The sequence below is a fragment of the Microbacterium panaciterrae genome, from assembly GCF_039541635.1.
GTDB classification, from domain to species: domain Bacteria; phylum Actinomycetota; class Actinomycetes; order Actinomycetales; family Microbacteriaceae; genus Microbacterium; species Microbacterium panaciterrae.
Map to the genome: position 1 here is coordinate 55,128 of NZ_BAABGP010000004.1, position 18,435 is coordinate 73,562.

Sequence of the window (18,435 nt, forward strand, 5' to 3'; positions counted from 1 at the left end):
CGCTACGCTGGCAGGATGAGCACGCCCACGCCTCCCCTGTTCGTCGAGATCGGCAACGACCCGCGCGACTACGCGTGGGGGAGGGTCGACGGTGTCGCGCAGGTGCTCGGCACGCCGGGATCCGGCGGCCCGGAGGCCGAGCTGTGGCTGGGCGCGCATCCGGGATCCCCCGCGCGCACGGTCGCCGCGACGCCGTGGGTGACCCTGATCGACTGGGAGCAGACCAGCGGTGAGAAGCTGCCGTTCCTGCTCAAGATCCTCGTCGCGGGCTCGCCGCTCTCGCTGCAGGCGCATCCCACCCCGGTGCAGGCGGCCGCGGGCTTCGCCGACGAGAACGCGCGCGGCATTCCGCTCGACGCGTCGTTCCGCAACTACAAGGATCCGTTCGCGAAGCCCGAGCTGATCGTCGCGCTCGAGGACGGGTTCGAGGCCCTCTGCGGCTTCCGCCCGGTCGCCGAGACCCTCGCCGACGTCGACGCGCTCGCCGCGGGATCCGGATCCGACGACCTCGCGCCGTGGCGCGCCGTGCTCGCCGGATCCGAGGGGCTGCGCGCGGGCTTCTCCTGGCTGCTCGCCGGCGGACCTGAGGTCGAGAAGGCGGTGCGGGCGCTGGTCGCCGCCGCCGCGACGGATCCGCGCTTCGAGCTCGTCACGCGCCTGGCCGCGGCCTATCCGGGCGATCCGGGCATCGCCGTCGCCCTGATGCTGCACCACATCACGCTCGCCGCGGGGGAGTCGCTGTGGCTGCCGGCGGGCAACATCCATGCCTATCTGCGCGGCGCGGGGGTCGAGCTGATGGGCCCGAGCGACAACGTGCTGCGCGGGGGCCTCACCCCGAAGCACGTCGACGTGGCCGAGCTGGAACGCGTGCTCACCTTCACCGCGAGCGACGACGACCACCTCGTCCCGGTCGAGGCCGGCGACGGCGTGCGCAGCTACCGCCCGCGCATCCACGCCTCGGGCGCCGACGTGCCGTTCGAGCTGCTCGCCGTCACCGGCGACGCGTCGGTCGCACTCGGCGGTCCCTCGATCGCGGTCACGACCGACGGATCCTTCCGCCTCACGGCGGACGGCGCATCCTCCCACGGCGCGTCCGCCGACGCACCGCGGGGCACCTCGGTGTTCGTCACGCGGGCCGCCTCCGTGCAGGTCGCCGGATCCGGGCGGCTCTGGATCGCGACCGCCGGCTGATCCGGCCGCAACGACCTGGCGGACCCCGGGGCGATCTCCCGTAACGTGGTCCCGTGCACCAGCCCGTCTCTCGCCGCATCTTGGGGCTGATCCCGCAGGAGTGGGCGCTCGTCGCCATCACGGTCATCTGGGGCGGTACCTTCCTCGTCGTGCACACGGCGATGCAGCATTCCGGCCCGTGGTTCTTCGTCGGGTTCCGCTTCCTCGCCGCGGCGCTGTTCGCGGCCGCGATCTTCTGGCGCTCGCTGCGCGGGATCAGCAGGCGCGAGATCGGCGCCGGCGCGGCCATCGGCGCCGCGATCTATGGCGGATACGGTCTGCAGACCGCGGGCCTGCAGACGATCGATTCCAGTACGAGCGCGTTCATGACGGCGTTCTACGTGCCGCTCGTGCCGCTGCTGCAATGGCTCGTGCTGCGCAAGCCGCCGCGGGCCCTCACCCTGGTCGGCGCGGGCCTGGCCTTCGTGGGGCTGCTGCTGGTCGCCGGCATCGGGTCCCGCGGGATCCACCTCGGTCAGGGCGAGATCCTGACGCTCATCAGCACCCTCCCGATCGCGGCCGAGATCATCCTGATCAGCCTGTTCGGCAGCCGTTTCGACGTGGGCCGGCTCACCGTGGTGCAGCTGCTCACGGCGTCCCTGCTCGGCTTCTCGACCATGCCGGCGGTCGGCGAGGCGATCCCGGCGTTCGATCCGGTCTGGCTGATCGCGGGCATCGCGATGGGGCTCGCGAGCGGACTGATCCAGCTCACCATGAACTGGGCGCAGCGCTCGGTGTCGGCGACCCGCGCCACGATCATCTACACCGGCGAGCCGGTCTGGGCGGGTGTGGTCGGACGGATCGCAGGGGAGCGGATCCCCCCGCTCGCGATCCTCGGCGCCGCGCTCATCATCGCCGGCACGCTGCTCAGCGAGCTGCAGCCCCGCCGCCGGGACGGGCGCGCGGCGGAGGATCCGGATCCCGACCCCGAGCACGAGCCGGAGCCCGACGGCGCCCCCGGCGCCGGACCGTCGTCCCGAGCGGGCGCCTAGGATCCCCCGCGTAGACTGGCAGGGTCCGCCCGACCGAGGATCCGTCATGCCCGCCACCCGCACGTTCCAGCTGCACCATGTGCAGCTCGCACGCGCCGCCTTCGCAGCGGTCGCGGCGCTGATGGTCACCTTCTCCGCCGATCACTCGGCGGCGGTGGGTCTCGCCGTGTTCAGCGGCTTCGCTCTGGTCAGCGGCCTCATCTTCGTGCTCGGCGGATGGCTCGCCGCCCGCCCGGGCTGGCGCTGGCCGTACGTCCTGATGGCGGTCGTCGCCGGTCTCACCGGAATGGCGGCCAGCATTCCGATGTGGCGCACCACGCCGCTGTTCTTCGTGCTCGTCATCGTCTGGGGAGCGCTCGCCGGGTTCATCGAGCTCATCGCCGGCATCCGTGCGCGCAGGATCGCCCGGGCCGAGAACCTCCCCGCGCCGGAGGGCGCCCGCGACGCGATCCTGATCGGATCGCTGGGGCTCGCGCTCGCTGTGGCGCTGGCCTGCGTGCCCAGCACCTACGCGCTGAAGTACTCGATCGCCCAGGCCGGGTCGTTCACGCTCACCGGCATCACCCTCGCCGTCGGGATCTTCGGCGCCTACGCCGCGATCGTCGCCGTCTTCCTGGGCATCGCCGGGCTGTCTCCGCGCTCGTCGCGGGTCGCCGAGGCGGCGGGCCACGGATCCGCCTCGGCGCCCACCATCGCCGGAGCCGTCGCGACGGCACCGGCCGAGAACGAAGGATCCGCATGACCGAGAAGACCCGGCGCCGCGACCTCATGCGCCCGATTCAGCTGGTCGGACTGTCCCTGCTCTGCGGCGTGTTCGCCGGAGCGGTCACGCTCATCGCCACGGGCGCGTTCACCCAGGACGTCATGCGCCGCGTGGCGAACGGCACCTACGGTGCGATCCCGCCGTGGAACCTCTCCTTCATCGTCACCGGCGGCATCTTCATCGTCGCGCTGCTGATCCTGTCGATCCTGATCCTCGCGATCGACCCGGCCGACTTCGTCAAGCCGCACAGCGGCCCGGTGCTGTACGACAAGGCAGACGACGCTGCCGCATCCGGCGACGGAACCGCCCAGGGCGCCGCCGAGGACGGCCCGCGGGACGCCACGTCCTGACCGGCGGCCGGGGCCGCGGCGTCCGCCCAGGAATAGTGGCGGCCCTCACAGGCTTGTGTCCAGGGTGAGCATGACGATCGATCGCGGCGGCGTGGGTTTCCGCTCCGAGCGGGGACCGGTGCTGCTCGCGATCATGCTGACCACCGGCCTGATCGCGATGGACGCCACGATCCTCGCCACGGCGGTGCCGAGCGTGGTGCGCGACCTCGGCAGCTACCAGCAGTTCCCGTGGCTGTTCTCGATCTACCTGCTCGCGCAGGCGGTGAGCGTGCCGATCTACTCGAAGCTCTCCGACACCGTGGGCCGCAAGCCGATCCTGATGTTCGGGATCGCGCTGTTCCTGCTCGGATCGATCCTCAGCGGACTGGCGTGGAACATGACCTCGCTGATCCTGTTCCGGCTCGTCCAGGGTCTCGGCGCGGGCGCCGTCGCCCCCATGGGCATGACGATCGTGGGCGACGTGTACACGATCGCCGAGCGCGCCGTCGTGCAGGGCTACATCGCGAGCGTGTGGGCGGTGGCCTCGGTCGTCGGCCCCGCGCTCGGCGGCATCTTCGCGCAGTTCGACGCCTGGCGGCTGATCTTCTTCATCAACATCCCGCTGTGCCTGCTCGCCGGATGGATGCTGTCGCGGCACTTCCACGAGCAGACCGAACGCCGTCGGCACCGGATCGACTATCCCGGCGCGGTGCTGCTCACGATCGGGCTCACCGGGCTGATCCTCGGCGTGCTCGAGGGCGGCAACGCGTGGGCCTGGCTGTCGCTGCCGAGCGCGATCTGCTTCGTGGGCGGGATGCTCGCACTGGTCGCGTTCGTGTTCGTCGAGCGTCGGGCGCCCGAACCCATCATCGACCCCCGGGTCATCTCCCGCCGGCTGATCCTCACCACCACGCTCGCCTCGTTCGCCATCGGCGCGCTGCTCACCGGGATCACGAGCTTCGCCCCCGCCTACCTGGAGGGATCCATCGGCGTCGTCCCGCTGCTCTCCGGCCTCGCCGTGGCAGCGCTGACGCTGGGCTGGCCGCTCTCCGCCGCGAACGCCGGACGCCTCTATCTGCGGCACGGCTTCCGCTTCACCGCGCTGATCGGGGCGACGATCGCGACGGTGGGCGGGATCGGGCTGGCGCTGGTCGGCCCCTATCCGAACGCGTTCGTCGTCGCCGGGGTGGCGTTCGTCATCGGCTTCGGCCTGGGCTGGACGGCTGCGCCCACGCTGATCGTCGCGCAGGCCTCGGTCGGCTGGGGCGAACGCGGCGCCGTGACCGGCATGAACACGTTCGCGCGCTCGGCGGGCGCAGCGGTGGGCGTTGCCATCTACGGCGCCATCTCCAACGCGATCATGGCGCAGAGCGGTGGCGCGCAGAATCCCGTGGCGGTCGTGCACGCCTCGACCTGGGTGTTCATCGCCGCGGCGACGACGGCCGCGCTCCTGCTGTGCGCGATCTTCGCGATGCCGAAGGACCGCGCCGGCGAGCGCGCGGTCCTGCCGGCCGCGATCCCCGCCGAGGCCTGAGGGTCCGGTCGCGACGAGGCGCGACCCCCGAGGACCCCGCTACTTCGCGAGCGTCTCCGCGAGGCCGACGTACGTCGCCGGGGTCAGCGCGATCAGGCGCTGCTTGGCGTCGTCGCCGATCTCCAGGCCCTGCACGAACGAGGCCAGCTCCGCGGCGCCGACCCGGTGACCACGCGTGAGCTCCTTGAGCAGCGCATACGGATCCTGGATCGTGGAGCGTCCGGCCGTGACCTCGGCGCGGATCACGGTCTGGATCGCCTCGCCGAGCACCTCCCAGTTGGTGTCGAGGTCGGCGAGCAGCACGTCGCGCGAGAGCGAGATCTCGTTCAGACCCCGGCGCAGGTTGTCGAGCGCGAGCAGCGAATGCCCGAACGCGACGCCGATGTTGCGCTGCGTGGTCGAGTCGGTGAGGTCGCGCTGCAGGCGGCTGGTCACCAGCGTCTGGGACAGCGATCCGAGCAGCGCCCCCGACAGCTCGAGGTTCGCCTCGGCGTTCTCGAACCGGATCGGGTTGATCTTGTGCGGCATGGTCGAGGATCCGGTCGCTCCCGCGACGGGGATCTGCGCGAAGTAGCCGAGCGAGATGTACGTCCAGATGTCGGTCGCGAGATTGTGCAGGATCCCGCCCGCGTGCCGCACATGGTCGTACAGCTCGACCTGCCAGTCGTGCGACTCGATCTGGGTGGTGAGGATGTTGAAGTCGATCCCCATCCCCTCGATGTACTCGCGGGCGACACGGGGCCAGTCCACGGTCGGCTCGGCGGCGAGGTGCGCCGACCAGGTACCGGTCGCGCCGGAGAACTTCGCGAGGTACTCGGAGGACTCGATCCGCTTCGCCACGCGCTCCAGGCGCCACGCGAACACCGCGAGCTCCTTGCCCATCGTGGTCGGGGTGGCCGGCTGGCCGTGCGTGCGGGACAGCATCGCGGCGTCGGCGTGCTCGGAGGCGAGCTCGCGCAGCTTCGCGATGATGTCCTGCAGTGCGGGCAGCCACACCCGCTCGACGGCGCGCTTCACGGTGAGCGCGTACGAGGCGGAGTTGATGTCCTCGCTCGTGGCGGCGAAGTGGGTGAGCTCGGCGATCGCGTCCAGGCCGAGCGCGGAGAGACGGTCGCGGACGAGGTACTCCACGGCCTTCACATCGTGCCGGGTCACCGCCTCCTTCTCGGCGAGCCAGTCGATCTCGGCCTGGCCGAAATCGCGGTACAGCCCGCGCAGGCGCTCCTTGTCGGTGTCGGCGAGCGGCGCCGTGCCGAACAGCGAGCGGTCGGTGAGGGCGATCAGCCACTCCACCTCGACCTCGACCCGCGCGCGGTTCAGACCCGCCTCGGACAGGTAGTCGGCGAGCGGAGCGACCGCGGTGCGGTAGCGGCCGTCGAGCGGGCTGAGCGGCTGTGCCGGAAGCGGCGACAGGGCCGGAAGCTGAGCAGTCAGGGGAGACCTCCTGATCGAGGCACCGCTGGCGTCGGAGGGGGACGTCAGATACGGGGTGCCGATGGCCGGATGGCGGGTTCGAGCTGGCCGAACAGGCCGTGGCTCGCGCTCTCGATCATACCGAGCACCTCGTCGAACATCCTGGCGTCGGCATAGTAGGGGTCGGGGACGTCGAGCACCGACGGGTTGTGCTCGAACGACAGCAGCAGGGTGACCTTGCCCTCCTCGGACTCGTCGCGCGCCCACTGCTGCAGGATCCGCTCGTGCGAACGGTCCAGCGCCACCACGAGGTCGTTCGTCGCGAACGCGTCATAGGTGAACTGGCGGGCACGGTGCCGGGTGCCGTCGTATCCGCGCCGGGCCAGCGCCTCGATCGTGCGGGTGTCGGCCTGCTCGCCCACGTGCCAGTCGCCGGTTCCGGCGCTGGTGGACAGGATCCGGTCGCCGAGGCCCTGCTTGTCCGCGATGTCGCGGAAGACCACCTCGGCCATGGGGGACCGGCAGATATTCCCCGTGCACACGAAGATCACGCGGAACGGATCCGGCTCGGTCATGGCACCCATTCTGCCGCAAGGGCCGTCCCGCCCTCCCTCCACAATCGGGCGCTCCGGCGAGGATCCCCCCGGTTGCGCATCGCGGCCCCCGCGCGGGGCGCGAGATCGGCAGGGTGGACCCATGCTCACCATCGCACCCGACTCCGCCCAGGGATCCTGGCTGCTCAGCGAGGCGCTGCTGCGCTGCGACCGCGCGCGCGAGCGCATCGAGCGCACGATCGCCGATCTGCGTGCGATCGACGAGGGGTGCGTCTGGCAGGCGAGAGCGAACGATTTCGTGCACAGCGAGCTCGAGCGCCGCCGCAACGACCTCCTCGCCGCCCTGGTCCAGGTGGACTCGATCGAGTCCGCGCTGCAGCGGGGGTGAGCGCGATGGGAGACGACATCGACATCACCCGCGGCGGCATCATCGCCATCGATCCCGACGACCTGCGCGGGATCGGCAACCGGATCCTGTACGCGTCCGTCGCGGTGGACCTCGCGGAGCAGGAGCTGCTCGCGATCCCCGACATCATCGCCGCGACCACCGTCGGCCCGATGCCGTGCCTGTGGGCGGCGACGACGCAGCTGCGCTCCGCGGGGGAGGCGCTCACCAGGCTCGCGAGCACGACCGGAACACTGTCCGACGTCTACGAGCTGGCCGAACTGCGGGCGCAGCAGCATCTGATCGCGGGCACGGATCGGCGGCTCGAGCAGGCGTACCAGCTCCGCATCGACGAGCTGCTGCGGAACAACGTGCACCTTCCGGCGGTCGAGGCCGCCCTGCGTCAGGAGTGGGACAGTCATCGCACCGACGGCTTCGTGCTCGGGGAGGATCCGTCCCCGCTCGCCCCCGAGAACCTGGCGGCGCTCATGCTCGGGCCGATCACCCCGGGGCTCTTCGCGCTGCTGTCGGCCGGCCGTATTTTGAGCGCAGGCATCGCGATCGTGGGGGATTCCGGCGGGGTGGTGCCGGCATCGAAGCCGCTGACGGCGACGCCCGGCGTCGCCGTCGTGCGCGGGGCGGATGCCCCGGCGGCGGCCCCGGCACTGCGTCCCGGCGATGTGCTCGTGACCCGGGGCGCGGATCCTGTGCCCGTGCGTCGGGCTCCCGCCTCGCTCACCGACGCGATCGCGCGGGTGCCGAGCGGCAAGGCGCCGCAGGTGCGTGTCGAGACCTACGAGCTGAACGACGGATCCCGGCGCTTCGTGGCGTATGTGGACGGCACCCGTCCCGCGGGCGGCAAGGCGGAGCCCTGGAACATGCGCTCGAACAAGGACGCCTACCTCGACCACGAAGAGTCGGACTCGTACAAGGCGACCGTCGCCGCGCTCAAGGACGCGGGGGCCGATGCGAGCACTCCGGTAGACCTGGTGGGCTATTCGCAGGGCGGGATGATCACGGGCCTGATCGCGCAGTCCGGCGAGTTCGACGTGCAGGGCGTCTTCACCGTGGGCTCGCCGATCGAGCCGCAGCTGCCCGCCGACGTGCTCGACGTCGCCGTGCGGCACACCGACGACCTCGTCGCCGTGCTCGCGGGGGGCGGTGCGGCGGACGGGACCGGGTCGCCGGACAGCCTCGTCATCACGCGCACGGCCGTGCCGGGCCATGGCATCGACCCGCACATGCCGGCGCACCAGCTCGCCGAGTACCAGGAGACGGTGCGTCGCGCGGAGCAGTCCGGCGACCCCCGGATGGACGTCATCCGCGAGCACTTCGCCGCGCTGGACGGGGCGAAGATCACCTCCCGGGACTACACGGCGACGACCGTGCTCCCGGATGCGTCACCGCAGTGGTGAGCGGTCAGCGGTCGCGGTCGCGGTGCCGCTGCGGGCGCAGGATCCCGGCGAAGACGGCGTTGATGATGGCGATGAGCAGCGCGGCGAGGATCGTCCAGCCGAAGCCGCCCACGTGCAGCCCCCAGCCCCAGAATCCGGTGATCCAGGCGGCGATCCAGAGCAGGAATCCGTTGATGACGAGCGAGATCAGCCCGAGCGTCAGGATGTACAGCGGGAACGCCACGATCTTGAGCACCGTGCCGATGATCGTGTTGACGATCGCGAACACCGCCCCGATCACGAGCAGCGTGACGATCAGCGGGATCTGTCCGCCCGGCGGATAGGGGGTGACGGTGACCTCGAGGATCGAGATCAGACTGACCACCCAGATGGCGAACGCATTCACGATGACGCGGATGAGAAACCTCATGACGCCGATTCTCGCACCACAGCCCGGGAACGGCCGGGGAATCCGGATCTAGACTCGACGCGTGAGCGCTCCGATCCTGCCCCGTATCCGTGAAGAGATCGCGGCCCTGCCGCCCTACCGCCAGGGCAAGCAGGCGGGCGCCGACGCGTTCAAGCTGTCCAGCAACGAGAACCCGTTCGACCCGCTGCCGCAGGTCGTCGCGGCCCTCGCCGACACGACGCCGATGAACCGCTACCCCGATGCGACCGCGGGGGCGCTGCGCGCGCGGCTGGGGGAGCGCTACGGCGTGGCCCCCGACGGGGTCCATGTCGCATCCGGCAGTGTCGCGATCCTGTACCAGCTCGTGCAGGCCGCCGCCGGCGTCGGCGACGAGGTGATCTACGCGTGGCGCTCGTTCGAGGCCTATCCCGGGCTGCCGCTCGTGGCGGGCGCGACCGGCGTGCAGGTGCCGCTGCTGGCCGACTCCCGGCACGATCTCGACGCCATGGCCGCGGCCGTCACCGAGCGCACCCGCGTCATCATCGTGTGCACCCCGAACAACCCGACCGGTCCGATCGTCACCGGCGCCGAGTTCGCCGCGTTCCTGGCGAAGGTTCCGGCCGACGTGCTGATCCTGCTCGACGAGGCCTATGCCGAGTTCGTGACCGCGCCCGACGCGGTCGACGGGCTCGCCGCGCGGATCTTCGACGCGCACCCGAACGTGGTGGTGCTGCGCACGTTCTCCAAGGCGTACGGGCTCGCGGGCCTCCGCGTGGGCTACGCGATCGGCCACCCGCGGGTGCTGGACGCGGCCCGCAGCACGGCCGTGCCGCTGTCGGTGACCGCCGCCGCCGAGCGCGCCGCCATCGCCAGCCTCGACGCCGAGGACGAACTGCTCGCCCGCGTCGCCGTGATCGTGCAGCGCCGCGCCGTGCTGGTCGAGGGTCTCCGCGCCCAGGGCTGGGACGTGCCGGATGCCCAGGGCAACTTCGTCTGGCTGCCGACCGGCGCGGCGACCGTCGACGTGGCCGCGGCCTTCGAGCAGGCCGGGCTCATCGTCCGCGCGTTCGCCGGCGACGGGATCCGCATCTCGGTCGGCGAGGAGGCGTCCCTGCAGCGGGTGCTCGACGTCGCGGCCACCCAGCGGGGCTGAGCCCGCCGCTGATACGCGGGCAGGATCCGCCGATGCAAGGACTCCCATGCAAAAAGCTAGAGGGACCTGGCATAAATGCGTGGGAGGCCTGGATATCCGCGCAGGCGCATGCGTCGGTGGGGATCGTCACAGGAGCCGCGGCATCGTTTGTGCGCACCCTCCACTGCTGACGCGGAAAGCTCGGTTACCGTAGACAACGTGACCGCCGATTCCGCCACCGTCCGCGTCCTCGACGCCGAGGGAGCCTTCGCTCCGAGTCCCGCCGCCGACGAGTACCTTTCGCTCATCGAGGCGCTGCCCGACAGCGACCTCGAGCAGTTCTATCGCGACATGGTCGTGATCCGCGCGATCGACGAGCAGGCGACGCATCTGCAGCGGCAGGGGCAGCTCGCGCTGTGGCCGCCGAGCCGCGGTCAGGAGGCCGCGCAGGTCGGATCCGCCCGCGCCTCGCGCCCGCAGGACACGATCTTCCCGTCGTACCGCGAGCACGCCGTCACCCGGATCCGCGGGGTCGATCCCGTCGACATCATCAAGCTGATGCGCGGCACCTCGAACAGCGGCTGGGATCCGTCCGACCCGAAGAACGGCAAGACCCGGATCTACACGCTCGTGCTCGGCTCGCAGACCCTGCACGCCACCGGCCTCGCGATGAGCCTGGTCTTCGACGGCAAGTGCGGCACCGGCGACGTCGACCGCGACGAGGCCGTGATGGTCTACTACGGCGACGGCGCGTCCAGTCAGGGCGACGTGCACGAGGCGATGGTGTTCGCCGCGAGCTACCAGACGCCCGAGGTGTTCTTCCTGCAGAACAACCACTGGGCCATCTCGGTGCCCGTCTCGACCCAGTCCCGCGTGCCGCTCGTGCAGCGCGGCGCCGGCTACGGCATCGAGTCGGTCAGGGTCGACGGCAACGACGTGCTCGCGAGCTACGCCGTGACCCGCCGTGCGCTCGACGAGGCTCGCGGCGGCGCGGGACCCCGCGCGATCGAGGCGGTCACGTACCGCATGGGCGCGCACACCACGAGCGACGACCCGACCAAGTACCGCGGCAGCGACGAGGAGCAGGAGTGGGCGCGGCGCGATCCGATCACCCGGATGCGCGCGTTCCTCGAGAACCGGGGCGCCGCCGGATCTCTCTTCGCCGATGTCGAGTCCGAGGCTGCGGACGCCGCCGAAGACCTGCGCGTGCGCACCCTCGCGCTCACCGCTCCCGGGCCGGAGGCGATCTTCGACAACGTGTACAGCGAGCCGCATCCGCTCATGACCGCGCAGAAGGCGTGGCAGGCGCAGTACGAGGCCTCGTTCCAGGAGGGTGAGTGATGACCGTGATCGACCAGACGGCGGCGGCCGACACCAGCGCGGCGGCCGGCACCAGCGCCGTGGCGCGCATCGAGACGATGCCGTTCAGCAAGGCACTGAACGCAGGGCTGCGCAAGGCGATGGAGGATGACTCTCGGGTGATCCTCATGGGCGAGGACATCGGCCGTCTCGGCGGGGTGTTCCGCGTCACCGAGCATCTGCAGCGTGACTTCGGCGAGCAGCGCGTGCTCGACACCCCGCTCGCGGAGTCCGGCATCGTCGGCACCGCGATCGGCCTCGCGATGGGCGGCTTCCGGCCCGTCATCGAGATCCAGTTCGACGGGTTCGTGTTCCCGGCGTTCGACCAGATCACCACGCAGCTGGCGAAGATGACGGCGCGGCACGAAGGCAGGATCTCGATGCCGATCGTGATCCGGATCCCGTACGGCGGGCACATCGGCGCCGTCGAGCACCACCAGGAGAGCCCGGAGACGTACTTCGCGCACACGCCCGGCCTGCGCGTGGTCTCGCCGTCGACCCCGAACGACGCCTACTGGATGATCCAGGAGGCGATCGCCTCGAACGACCCTGTCATCTTCCTCGAGCCGAAGAGCCGGTACTGGCCGAAGGGCGAGGTGGATCTGGCCGCCCCCGCGCTGCCCCTGCATGCCTCGCGGATCGTGCGCCGCGGAACCGACGTGACCCTCGTCGGGCACGGCGCGATGGTGTCGACCCTGCTGCAGGCCGCGGCGCTCGCCGAGGCCGAGGGCACGAGCTGCGAGGTCGTCGACCTGCGCTCGCTGTCGCCGATCGACTACGGGCCGCTCCTGGACTCCGTGCGCTCCACGGGCCGGATGATCTGCGCCCAGGAGGCGCCGGGCTTCGTGAGCCTCGGCAGCGAGATCGCCGCGACCGTGATGGAGCGTGCGTTCTACGCCCTGCAGGCCCCGGTGCTGCGAGTGTCGGGCTACGACACCCCGTTCCCGCCCGCGAAGCTCGAGGGCGTCTATCTGCCGGATCCGGACCGGATCCTCGAGGCCGTCGACCGGTCCCTGGCCTACTGACGACCCCGAATCGATGAAAGGATCCCGATCATGAGCACCCAGACCTTCACCCTCCCGGACGTCGGCGAGGGGCTGACCGAGGCCGAGATCGTCACCTGGAAGGTGGCACCCGGCGACACGGTCGCGGTCAACGACGTGATCTGCGAGATCGAGACGGCCAAGTCGCTCGTCGAGCTGCCCTCGCCGCACGCCGGCACCGTCGGCGAGCTGCTCGTCGAGGAGGGCAAGACCATCGACGTCGGCACGCCGATCATCACGTTCCTGACGGCCGCCCCCGCCCTTCGACAGGCGCAGGGGCCGGAGGACGGAGCGGCCGCACCGGCCGCGGAGGAGGGATCCGGATCCGTGCTCGTCGGCTACGGATCCGGCGGTGAGGCGACCTCGCGTCGTCGCCGCCCGGCCGAGCGGCCCGTGCGCTCCTCGGTCGGCGTGATCGCGAAGCCGCCGATCCGCAAGCTCGCCCGCGACCTCGGCGTCGACCTCGCGTCGGTGACGCCGACCGGTGCGGACGGCGAGGTCACCCGCGACGATGTGATGGGCCACGCCGAGCAGGCCAGCGTGTTCCGCAACATCCAGACGCCCGAGTGGGGTGACGTGCGCGAGGAGACCGTGCCCGCCCCGCAGGCCGCTCCGGTGGGCCTCGCTCGCGGGATCGCGCCGGCACGGGCCGGCGCCGACGAGAGTCGCACCGAGTCGATCCCGGTCAAGGGCGTGCGCAAGGTGACCGCCGCCGGCATGGTGCAGAGCGCGTACTCCGCGCCGCACGTGACCGTGTGGAAGGAGGTCGACGCCAGCCGCACGATGGAGCTGGTCCGCCGGCTCAAGGCATCGCCCGACTTCGCCGACATCAAGGTGTCGCCGCTGCTGATCGTGGCGCGCGCCGTGATCTGGGCCGTGCGTCGCACGCCGATGGTCAACGCCGCGTGGATCGACACCGCCGACGGCGCCGAGATCGCGGTGCGGCACTACGTGAACCTCGGTATCGCGGCGGCCACCCCGCGCGGACTGCTCGTGCCCAACATCAAGGACGCGCAGGATCTCGGCCTGAAGGACCTCGCCCGGGCGCTGAACCGCCTCACCACGACCGCGCGCGAGGGCAAGTCGACGCCCGCCGATCAGCAGGGCGGCACCATCACGATCACCAACATCGGCGTGTTCGGGATGGACGCGGGCACCCCGATCATCAACCCCGGCGAGGCCGGCATCGTCGCCATGGGCACGATCAGCCAGAAGCCGTGGGTCGTCGACGGCGAGGTGCGTCCGCGCTGGGTGACCACGGTGGCGGGATCCTTCGACCATCGCGTCGTGGACGGTGACGGCATGAGCCGCTTCATCGCCGACGTCGCCGCCGTGCTCGAGGAGCCCGCACTGCTGGTGGACTGATAAAGGACGCCTCGACGCGTCAGCCTGCGCGGCTCAGCCGCGTAGGCGCTGCGCCACGAGCCAGGGCAGGCCGGTGCTGCGGGCGGCCGCGAGGGCCGTCGAGACCGCACCAGTGAGCACGATGTCGGCGCCGAGGCGCGAGCGCAGGATCTTCGGTGCGGGCAGGTCGAGCAGGGGGCGCAGCGCGTCGCGGGCCGCGTCCAGCACCGGCTCGATGCCGTCCGCGATCGCACCGCAGACGATCACCTGCTCCGGGTCGTAGGTGCTGCCGAGCACGGCGACCACGCGGGCGAGGAACTCGCCGACGCGACGAGCCACCTGCATGCCATCAGGATCGCCGGCGGCCGCGAGCGCCAGGATCCGCTCCGGCGGGAGCCCGTCCACGACCAGGGCCGCGAGCCTTCCGTCGGGCGCGGCGTCACCTGCCGCGATCAGCTCCCGCGCGATCCGGGACGTCACCGGGCCGAGCCCGTCCGCGGAGTCGACGCCGCGGACATGGTCGAACAGCACCATCTCGCCCACGCCGCCGTGCGCTCCGTGCAGGATGTGTCCGTCCACGACGGCACCTGCGCCGAGCCGCTCCCCGGCCACGAGCGCGATGTAGTCACGACAGCCGACGGCCTCCCCGAGATCGCCCTCGGCGGCGGCGGCGAGGCACGCGTCGTTCTTGATCTGCACCACCGGCGCCCAGTCGACGAGCGCCTGGGCGAGGCCCGGGTTGGTGCGCTCCCAGAAGCCGGACGGATGCGGCGGGGAGGATCCGTCCCGCGCGACGGGAGCCGCGACGCCGGCGCAGAGCGCGAGGATCCGGTCCCGCGGCACGCCGCTCTGCGCGAGCGCGGCCTCCAGGTGGCGCAGGATCGCCCGCCTGCGCTGACCGACCGTGTGCTCCGGATCGAGGTCGGTGCGCACGTGCGCGAGAGGCGCGCGGGCGAGGTCGGTCACCATGATGCCGAGGTGGGCATCGCCGGCGTCGATCGCGATCACGGCGCCGAGGCCCGCGGGCAGCTCGAAGCGACGGGCAGGGCGCCCTCCGGAGTACTCGCCGGCGTCACGGGCGTTCGCGAGCTCGTGCACCACTCCCAGCTCGACGAGCGTGTCGAGCGTGTCGATCGTCGTCGAGCGGGTCAGTGATGCTCCGGCCATCGCGTCGGTGGCGGTGAACGGACCGCGCCCCCAGGCGAAGTCCAGGACCTGGCCCAGGCTGGGCCGTGCGCTGCCCGGCTCGACGGCGGGTGTCGACATGATGCTTGACCTCTCGGGTGGGGTTCTGTCAGAGTATCTCTCGTCCGAGTTGATTCGGGTACAAAATCTAATCCCCGAAGATACGCATCGGCGATGGGGCGACGCGGACCAGGGGGCGGAGAAGAGGACGATGGTGTCTGCAAAGATCAGGCGGGCTGTGAGGGCCCTGGCCGTCACAGCGGTGCTCGCGCTCGCGGCGGGAGGCCTGGCGGCCTGCTCCGCCGACAGCCGCGAGACGATCCGCTTCACGTTCAGCAAGCGTGAGGCGATCGACTTCATGACCAAGGTGGTGAACGACTACAACGCCTCGCAGGACAAGGTGAACGTGGTCATCGACACGTCCGGAGTCGACGTGGTCTCGGCCAGCTTCGTGCGGGGCAACCCGCCGGACCTCATGCTGGCGAACTACAACTTCGAGGTCGCCCGGTTCGTGCAGCGCTGCGCGCTGACCGACCTGGCCGACACCCCCGAGGCCGGGCGCATCAGGGAGGATCTGAAGCCCCTGCTCGACCAGTACGGCGTGTGCCCGGGCAAGACCACCGTGCTGCCCTATTCGGTGATGGCCGCCTCGGTGATCTACAACAAGGAGATCTTCGCGAAGTACGCCATCCAGGTCCCGAAGACCTGGGACGAGCTGATCGCCGCGTGCGACAAGCTCAAGGTCGCAGGGGTCTCGCCGTTCTACGGCACGTTCAAGGACAACTGGACGATCGGCCAGGGCTGGTACGACTATGCGGTCGGAGGCGAGGTGCCGGTCGTCGACTTCTTCACCAAGCTGAACAAGGAGGGCACGACCGTCGGGCCGAACTCGCAGACATCCTTCTCCAAGGACTTCGCCAAGCCGGTCGACCAGATGGTCGAGCTCATCAAGAAGTACACGCAGCCGAACGCGGGCAGCCAGGCCTACGTGGACGGGAACCTCGCCTTCGCCAAGGGTCAGGGGGCCATGTACCTGCAGGGTCCGTGGGCCTTCGGTGAGATCGCGAAGACATCCCCCGACCTGCAGCTCGGGAGCTTCCCGCTGCCCATGACCGACAACCCGGACGAACTCAAGGTCAGGGTGAACATGGACCTCGCGGCGATGATCCCGACCGGATCGCAGCACCAGAAGGCGGCCCGGGACTTCCTCGCCTACCTCTACCAGCCGAAGATCGTCGACGCGTACAACGCTTCGCAGCTCGGCTTCAGTCCGACCACGGACGCGGCGATGCCGACCGATCCGCGGATCGAGGGGATGATCCCGTACTACACCAAGGGCGCGGTCTATCAGGGGGCGTCGGTGCTCGTGCCGAAGACGATCCCCGTCTTCAACTACGTCCAGTCGATCGCCCTCGGGGGCAGCGTCAAGGACACCCTGAGCACCATGGACGCGGACTGGGCGCGTGCCGCCTTCCTCGCCCCGAAGCTTCCGAGCGACACGAAGGGGACCGCGAAATGAGCGCGACAACGACCATTGTCACCGGGGGCGACCGAAGGATCCGTCGCAGCAGCCGTCGCATCGATCCGATCTACTACCTGTTCCTGCTGCCGACGCTGGTGCTGTTCACGCTGGCGATCACCGTGCCCGCCGTGATGGGCATCTTCTTCAGCTTCACCGACTCGATCGGGATCGGAACCTGGAGCTTCAACGGCTTCACCAACTACATCGCGGCGTTCAGCGATCCGGCCATCTTGCAGAGCTACCTGTTCACCTTCGGCTTCTCGATCGTGACGGTGATCGTGGTGAACGTGCTCGCCTTCCTGCTGGCCGTCGGGCTGGTCTCGCGGATCCGGTTCAAGACCGGGCTGCGCGCGATCTTCGTGATCCCGATGGTCATCTCGGGCATCATCATCGCGTACGTGTTCAACTTCCTGTTCTCGAACTCGATCCCGGCTCTCGGAACCGCGACGGGGATCCCGTGGCTGTCCACGAGCCTCCTGGCGAACCCGGACCTGGCCTGGGTCGGCATCGTGATCGTGACCGCGTGGCAGGCGATCCCTGGCACGCTGCTCATCTACATCGCGGGCCTGCTCTCGATCCCCGGAGACGTGTACGAGGCCGCCGACATCGACGGTGCGAACAAGGTCCAGCAGCTCACCCGCATCACGGTGCCACTGGTGGCCGGCTACTTCGTGATCAACCTCGTCCTGGGCTTCAAGGGCTTCCTGAACGCCTACGACATCATCAAGGGCCTCACCGACGGCGGGCCCGGCACCGCGACCCGGAGCGTCGCGATGACCATCATCGCGGGCTTCAACGGCGGCGACTACGCCTACCAGATGGCCAACGCGACGATCTTCTTCGTCGTCGCCATCCTCATCTCGCTCTTGCAGCTGTCCGTGACGCGCGGAAGGAACGCACTCTGATGTCGACGCAGACTCTTCTCACCACCCAGGCCCTGTCCACGGGTGGCCGCAAGCCCCGCATCCGGATGGAGCGGGTGAACTGGTCGGGCACGATCATCCTGATCCTGTGCGCGATCACCGTGCTGATCCCGCTGTACGTGACGATCTCGATGGCGTTCAAGACGTCGAAGCAGGCGGTCGACGGCAATGCGTTCTCGCTCCCGGCGCCGTTCAGCTTCGACGGTTTCACGCAGGCCTGGGACCTCACGAAGTTCCCGGTCGGTGCGGGCGTCTCGTTGCTCGTCACCGCGGGAACCGTGCTTCTGACCGTGGTGCTGGCGGCGTTCGCCTCGTACGCGATCGTGCGCAACTGGGATCACCGGCTGTTCCGGTACTCGTTCTTCTACCTGCTCGCGGCGATGTTCATCCCGTTCCCGGTGGTGGCGCTGCCGCAGATCCAGCTCACCGGGCTGACACATCTGGACAACCCGTTCGGCGTGATCCTGCTCGCCACGATGTTCCAGCTCAGCTTCAGCGTGCTGCTGTTCACGGCGTTCCTGCGGTCGATTCCGCTCGAACTCGAGGAGAGCGCGCGGATCGACGGGGCGAGCACTTGGCAGACGTTCTGGCGGATCATCTTCCCGCTGCTCGGGCCGATGAGCGCGACGGTCGGCATCTTCGCCTTCCTGTACGCGTGGAACGACTTCATGATGCCGTCGCTGATCATCTCGGATCCGGCTCTGCAGACCCTCCCGGTGCGGCAGAACCTGTTCCAGAACCAGTTCAGCAGCAACTACAACGTGGCCTTCGCCTCGTACCTGATGGCGATGGCCCCGGCCATCGTGGCCTACCTGTTCACCCAGCGCTGGGTGATGGAGGGCGTGACCCAGGGCGCCGTGAAGGGCTGACCGACCGGCCTGCTCCCGAGACGGCCGAACGGCCGGCCGCTCGGGAGCCGACCTC

General features: G+C 70.2%; 18 protein-coding genes. 14 read left to right on the forward strand and 4 right to left on the reverse strand.

The features are described from left to right. Positions 1 to 15 precede the first annotated feature (15 nt). The 5 genes from manA (at position 16) to ABD882_RS02640 (ending at position 4,848) form a co-directional block, all read left to right on the forward strand. Positions 16 to 1,191 (forward strand): mannose-6-phosphate isomerase, class I, encoded by a 1,176-nt coding sequence (manA, locus tag ABD882_RS02620; protein ID WP_345184069.1) that lies wholly within the window; start codon positions 16 to 18, stop codon positions 1,189 to 1,191. Between the two features lie 53 nt (positions 1,192 to 1,244). Further along, positions 1,245 to 2,222: a DMT family transporter gene (locus tag ABD882_RS02625; protein WP_345184071.1), complete on the forward strand. Its 978-nt coding sequence runs from the start codon at positions 1,245 to 1,247 to the stop codon at positions 2,220 to 2,222. A gap of 46 nt (positions 2,223 to 2,268) precedes the next feature. After that, positions 2,269 to 2,964, forward strand: coding sequence for an acyl-CoA synthetase (locus ABD882_RS02630; RefSeq protein ID WP_345184073.1), 696 nt, complete (start codon positions 2,269 to 2,271; stop codon positions 2,962 to 2,964). Continuing rightward, on the forward strand, positions 2,961 to 3,335 hold the full coding sequence (locus tag ABD882_RS02635; RefSeq protein WP_345184075.1) for a hypothetical protein: 375 nt from the start codon (positions 2,961 to 2,963) through the stop codon (positions 3,333 to 3,335). Before ABD882_RS02630 ends, ABD882_RS02635 begins: the two co-directional genes overlap by 4 nt. Positions 3,336 to 3,405: 70 nt before the next feature. Next, complete coding sequence (locus ABD882_RS02640; RefSeq protein ID WP_345184077.1) at positions 3,406 to 4,848, forward strand: MFS transporter; 1,443 nt, start codon at positions 3,406 to 3,408, stop codon at positions 4,846 to 4,848. Between the two features lie 39 nt (positions 4,849 to 4,887). Here ABD882_RS02640 and purB read toward each other — a convergent pair whose 3' ends face one another. Together purB and ABD882_RS02650 are read right to left on the reverse strand one after the other, a co-directional pair. Then, positions 4,888 to 6,261: an adenylosuccinate lyase gene (purB, locus tag ABD882_RS02645; protein ID WP_345184430.1), complete on the reverse strand. Its 1,374-nt coding sequence runs from the start codon at positions 6,259 to 6,261 to the stop codon at positions 4,888 to 4,890. A gap of 65 nt (positions 6,262 to 6,326) precedes the next feature. Further along, on the reverse strand, positions 6,327 to 6,845 hold the full coding sequence (locus ABD882_RS02650; RefSeq protein ID WP_425563313.1) for a low molecular weight protein-tyrosine-phosphatase: 519 nt from the start codon (positions 6,843 to 6,845) through the stop codon (positions 6,327 to 6,329). A 112-nt stretch (positions 6,846 to 6,957) separates the two neighbouring features. On the opposite strand from ABD882_RS02650, the gene ABD882_RS02655 reads away from it, so the two are divergent. Both ABD882_RS02655 and ABD882_RS02660 read left to right on the forward strand, forming a co-directional pair. Next, positions 6,958 to 7,203 (forward strand): hypothetical protein, encoded by a 246-nt coding sequence (locus ABD882_RS02655; RefSeq protein ID WP_345184079.1) that lies wholly within the window; start codon positions 6,958 to 6,960, stop codon positions 7,201 to 7,203. Between the two features lie 5 nt (positions 7,204 to 7,208). Beyond that, positions 7,209 to 8,615 carry a hypothetical protein gene (locus ABD882_RS02660; protein WP_345184082.1) on the forward strand — a complete coding sequence of 469 codons (1,407 nt, stop codon included), beginning with the start codon at positions 7,209 to 7,211 and terminating at the stop codon, positions 8,613 to 8,615. A gap of 4 nt (positions 8,616 to 8,619) precedes the next feature. On the opposite strand, the gene ABD882_RS02665 is transcribed toward ABD882_RS02660, so the two are convergent. Further along, a complete protein-coding gene (locus tag ABD882_RS02665) occupies positions 8,620 to 9,024 on the reverse strand; it encodes a phage holin family protein (RefSeq protein WP_345184084.1) in 405 nt (134 codons plus the stop codon). Positions 9,025 to 9,085: 61 nt separating this feature from the next. Between ABD882_RS02665 and ABD882_RS02670 the strand changes: the two genes are divergently transcribed. The 4 genes from ABD882_RS02670 (at position 9,086) to ABD882_RS02685 (ending at position 13,902) form a co-directional block, all read left to right on the forward strand. Beyond that, on the forward strand, positions 9,086 to 10,156 hold the full coding sequence (locus ABD882_RS02670; RefSeq protein ID WP_345184086.1) for a histidinol-phosphate transaminase: 1,071 nt from the start codon (positions 9,086 to 9,088) through the stop codon (positions 10,154 to 10,156). A 198-nt stretch (positions 10,157 to 10,354) separates the two neighbouring features. Beyond that, positions 10,355 to 11,476 carry a thiamine pyrophosphate-dependent dehydrogenase E1 component subunit alpha gene (locus ABD882_RS02675; RefSeq protein WP_345184088.1) on the forward strand — a complete coding sequence of 374 codons (1,122 nt, stop codon included), beginning with the start codon at positions 10,355 to 10,357 and terminating at the stop codon, positions 11,474 to 11,476. 77 nt (positions 11,477 to 11,553) lie between these two features. Next, the gene (locus ABD882_RS02680) at positions 11,554 to 12,519 is read left to right on the forward strand and encodes an alpha-ketoacid dehydrogenase subunit beta (RefSeq protein ID WP_345184432.1); all 966 of its coding nucleotides are present in this window, start codon (positions 11,554 to 11,556) and stop codon (positions 12,517 to 12,519) included. A gap of 30 nt (positions 12,520 to 12,549) precedes the next feature. After that, the gene (locus ABD882_RS02685) at positions 12,550 to 13,902 is read left to right on the forward strand and encodes a dihydrolipoamide acetyltransferase family protein (RefSeq protein WP_345184090.1); all 1,353 of its coding nucleotides are present in this window, start codon (positions 12,550 to 12,552) and stop codon (positions 13,900 to 13,902) included. A gap of 33 nt (positions 13,903 to 13,935) precedes the next feature. Here the strand turns inward: ABD882_RS02685 and ABD882_RS02690 are convergent, their stop codons facing one another. Further along, positions 13,936 to 15,147, reverse strand: a complete 1,212-nt coding sequence (locus ABD882_RS02690; RefSeq protein ID WP_345184092.1) for an ROK family transcriptional regulator — start codon at positions 15,145 to 15,147, stop codon at positions 13,936 to 13,938. 133 nt (positions 15,148 to 15,280) lie between these two features. Here ABD882_RS02690 and ABD882_RS02695 point away from each other — a divergent pair, with 133 nt between their 5' ends. The 3 genes from ABD882_RS02695 to ABD882_RS02705 are packed head-to-tail and all read left to right on the forward strand — an operon-like array spanning position 15,281 to position 18,380. Continuing rightward, positions 15,281 to 16,585, forward strand: a complete 1,305-nt coding sequence (locus ABD882_RS02695; protein WP_425563318.1) for an ABC transporter substrate-binding protein — start codon at positions 15,281 to 15,283, stop codon at positions 16,583 to 16,585. Continuing rightward, positions 16,582 to 17,493, forward strand: a complete 912-nt coding sequence (locus tag ABD882_RS02700) for a carbohydrate ABC transporter permease (RefSeq protein ID WP_345184096.1) — start codon at positions 16,582 to 16,584, stop codon at positions 17,491 to 17,493. The genes ABD882_RS02695 and ABD882_RS02700 overlap by 4 nt, the downstream gene beginning before the upstream one ends. Continuing rightward, complete coding sequence (locus ABD882_RS02705; RefSeq protein WP_345184098.1) at positions 17,493 to 18,380, forward strand: carbohydrate ABC transporter permease; 888 nt, start codon at positions 17,493 to 17,495, stop codon at positions 18,378 to 18,380. The genes ABD882_RS02700 and ABD882_RS02705 overlap by 1 nt, the downstream gene beginning before the upstream one ends. Positions 18,381 to 18,435 lie beyond the last annotated feature (55 nt).